This window comes from Archangium sp., from assembly GCF_036277355.1.
Classification (GTDB): domain Bacteria; phylum Myxococcota; class Myxococcia; order Myxococcales; family Myxococcaceae; genus Archangium.
In genome coordinates this window covers 1-3,441 of record NZ_DASUNC010000031.1, presented here as the reverse complement: position 1 = coordinate 3,441, position 3,441 = coordinate 1, and the positions used below count along the sequence as shown (strand labels likewise).

General features: G+C 69.3%; 3 protein-coding genes and 1 pseudogene. 3 read left to right on the top strand and 1 reads right to left on the bottom strand.

Annotation, left to right across the window (positions count from 1 at the left end; genetic code table 11):
* The 3 genes and pseudogenes from VFZ09_RS07855 to VFZ09_RS07845 all read left to right on the top strand — a co-directional run.
* Positions 1-1,145 (top strand): annotated as a pseudogene (locus VFZ09_RS07855) (hypothetical protein); the annotation flags it as partial.
* Positions 1,146-1,799: 654 nt separating this feature from the next.
* Positions 1,800-2,333 (top strand): transketolase C-terminal domain-containing protein, encoded by a 534-nt coding sequence (locus VFZ09_RS07850; RefSeq protein WP_329726870.1) that lies wholly within the window; start codon positions 1,800-1,802, stop codon positions 2,331-2,333.
* A 66-nt stretch (positions 2,334-2,399) separates the two neighbouring features.
* Positions 2,400-2,549, top strand: a complete 150-nt coding sequence (locus VFZ09_RS07845) for a hypothetical protein (RefSeq protein ID WP_329726869.1) — start codon at positions 2,400-2,402, stop codon at positions 2,547-2,549.
* Between the two features lie 44 nt (positions 2,550-2,593).
* On the opposite strand, the gene VFZ09_RS07840 is transcribed toward VFZ09_RS07845, so the two are convergent.
* The coding region (locus tag VFZ09_RS07840) for a clostripain-related cysteine peptidase (protein ID WP_329726868.1) at positions 2,594-3,441 on the bottom strand (848 nt) is incomplete at its 5' end.

Below are 3,441 nucleotides of genomic sequence, written 5' to 3'. Positions count from 1 at the left end.
ACAGCGCGGTGAAGAGCCCGAGCTGGACGGCGCCGGCCTCGGCTCCTCCCAGCGCGGTGTGCAAGGTGAAGGTGACCTTGGATGACGGACGAGGTGGGAGCACGACGGGCCAGTTGGGCATCAACCTGGGGCTGCCCCAGAGCCCCTCCATGCCCCCCGTTGTCGATGAGCTCTACCAATCCACAGACACCGTTGCCGTCAATGGAACGGTGGACCTGGTTGTCAGTGCCCACGACCCCGAGGGCGAGGCCCTCACCTTTACGTGGAGCATTGACTCCGGGACGTTGGGAACTCCCGTCACCAGCGCCTCGCGGAGTGAGGTCATCTGGACCGCCCCGTCTCTGGGAATTTCCTCAACCATCACCCTGGTGATTCAGGATGCGAGCGGACAGAAGACGACCCAGACCTTCCCGATCAACTTGCTTGGCGGGACGGTGACGTGCGTGAAGACTGTCACCTCGTACCTGAAGAAGGTGAACCCATACACTTCGCCCCTCACCGTGAATTACAAAATGGTCGGTGGCGCTGGCGGTGGCAGCGGCCTTGGTCGCGGCGGCAATGGCACCATTGCCACGGGGAGCTTCACGCTGGGGGCTGGGAACCTGGAGGTCTTCGTCGGCGGCGGCGGCGGCTTTGGGTACCACACGACGGGTCACAACGGTGGTGGGGGCGTCGGCTATTACGGTGGCGGTGGCGGTGGCGTCAGCCCGGGTGGTGCCGGCGGTGGCGGTGGCGGCGGCAGCAGCGCGATCCTGGCCGCCGGCAATCTCATCGCTTTCGCGTCCGGCGGGGGGGGAGGCTGGGGCGCTGGCGGGGGGAGCAACGTTGGTGGCGCCGGAGGGTTCAACAATACTGGGGCCGTTGGTACCTTGGGCGCTGGTGGCCACGGCGGCAGTGCCCGTGGTGGCGCGGGCCTCAACGGGGGCGCTGGAGGCACCAATTCAGGCGGTGGCGGCGGCTATGGAGGAGGTGGTGGCGGCTGGGGCGGCGCGGGCGGCACCTCGGGTGGTACTGGCGGTGGTCTTGGTGCCAATACGTGGTCAGCCGCCACGGACCTTCCTGTCGAAGCAGGCGCTGCTAGCACGGATGGTGGCAACGCCGGTCTGGTCATCCTGACCTACGTTGCTCCCACCTGCATGCTGTGAGCTGAGCTCGGTTTCCGGACCCGTGATGGGTGGGCCTGAGGAAAGGGCCCTCCCGTCTACTGGCGCCGAGGCTCGGCTACGACTCCAGGGCGAGCGCTACCATCGTTGCGTATAGGAGGGATGGGGGCGGTGTTGAGGGAGAGGGCAGGAGCCGAGGGGCCGAGGAAGGCCGCTGACGGGACCCCCCCGGGCTGTGCGTATAGGAGGGATGGGGGCGGTGTTGAGGGAGAGGGCAGGAGCCGAGGGGACGAGGAGGGCTGCTGACGGGTGCCACGAGGGCTGTGCGCCGGGCCGGTGGAGAGGCGGTGCAGCCCCATGGGGCACACGCCGGCCCAGTGGCCTCCCCAGGGGGAGGCAGCAGGGGCGTGGGCGTCTTTGGCACCGTGACTGCTCGAGGCTCAACACCACGCGTGCTGGGGTGGCCCCTGCGCTGCAGCCAGCGCAAGCAGGCCGCGTGGGCAGTGACAGGTGCTCCAGAAGGGCGCGCACTGCGTTGGGTTCCGTCAGGTACGCCAACACCCGGCGCCTGCCTCCACACCAGGCACAGGTAAAGACATCCAACGCGAACGTCCTGCGCAGCAGCTTCGCGAAAGTCCTCTCGCGGCATCCGCTCCTTCTTCGGCTCCTTGCTGACCGCTGCCTCAGGTGCCACGCTTGCTCCTCCACCCCTTCGCTCCAGCCCTCACCCTCCACATGGCCTCTCTCCCACCTATACGCAACGCGCTGCTCTACGCCATGGAGGGCGAGCTGGCCGAGGACGCGGGCGCGGTGGAGCTGGAGCACGCGGCCATCCGCCGGCCGGGGCGGGACGTGTCCCTGCTCACGTATGGGGGGAGCCTCTTCAAGACGCTCGCGGCGGCGGAGGCGCTGGCGCGCGAGGGGATTGATGCGGAGGTGGTGGGCCTGCGCACGCTGCGGCCGCTCGACGACGCGACGATCCTGGGCTCGGTGGCGCGCACGCGGCGCGCGGTCATCGTGGACGAGGGCTGGCGCACCGGGAGCCTGTCCGCCGAGCTCAGTGCCCGCATCATGGAGCACGTCTTCTACGAGCTGGACGCGCCGGTGCAGCGGGTGTGCACCGCGGAGGTGCCCATTCCCTATGCGAAGCACCTGGAGGACGCGGCGCTGCCCCAGCCACCGGCCATCATCGCGGCGGTGAAGCGGACGCTGGGAGAGGCCCATGGGTGACTTCCGGATGCCCTCGCGTCGAAGTTCGCCGAGCTCTACCTGGGTGGCCCGGCGGTGGCTCCGAGGGTGCTCCAGGAAGCGGCCCCCGCCCTGCGCCCGCATGCCCCCTCGCCACGCGCCGTCCGGACCCGTGGCCTCGAGGTGGACGCGGTGAAGCTCTGTGGCACGTTCGTCAACCCCGCCTACGGCCCCTTCCGCTTCCTCCGCCGTGACTGAGCTCCCGGCCCCCCGCTCCGCGTGGGAGCGGGGGGCCCGGGGCCTCACGCGTAGGCGTGGATGAAGTCATCCCAGCGCGTCTTCCCGGCGAAGGCGAGGCGCTCGTAGACGACCGACACCTGGCTGCGCGGGGTGGGGCAGTAGATGGTGACGCCCGTCGAGCGCGCCACCGTCTGTCCCTTGTGGCCCTCGGCGGCGACGAACGCGCGGAGGCTCTCGGGTCCCTTCTTCAGCAGCTCCAGCGTGTGCTGCTCCAGCGCCGGGCTGACGCTCTTCAGCTGCTTGAGGAGCTGCTTGAGCAGATCGCCCAGGTCGACGAAGTCCCGGATGGCATAGGCCTGGGTGGCCTTGATGGCGCGGTGCACCGCCACGAAGCCCATGGGATTCTTGATGACCGTCAGCAGCACGGAGGCCAGTGCGTCCACCGCCTCCGTCACCTGGGGCGCCTGCCGCAGGTCCAGCAGGGACTGCGTCACCGACTCGCTCGGGTACGACTCCACGTAGCGCTTGACGATGGTGGCGCCCAGCTCCTGCGCGGACATGCCCGGCCTGGCCACCAGGTCCGCCAGGACGGTGTCGTAGGGCCAGCCATCCCCTGGCTCGCTCTCCTCGGAGCCGACGATGAAGTCCGCCGTCTCGCGCAGCTCGTACGCCAGCTCGAGCATGTTCATGAGACAGGCGTCGAAGCCGACCAGATCGATCTTCCGCCCCGTCTGCGCCTTGACCTCCATCAGGACGCGCTTCAGCTCCATGTTGTCGAGGAAGTCCCGGGCGGTGTCGTCGTAGGCGATGGCCCTGTCACGGAGCGCCGTGGCCACCGTGGTGGAGAAGAGCGAGCGGTGGTAGCCGTGGGACATGGCGCCGTGGACGCGGCCCAGGGGCACGGTGTCCC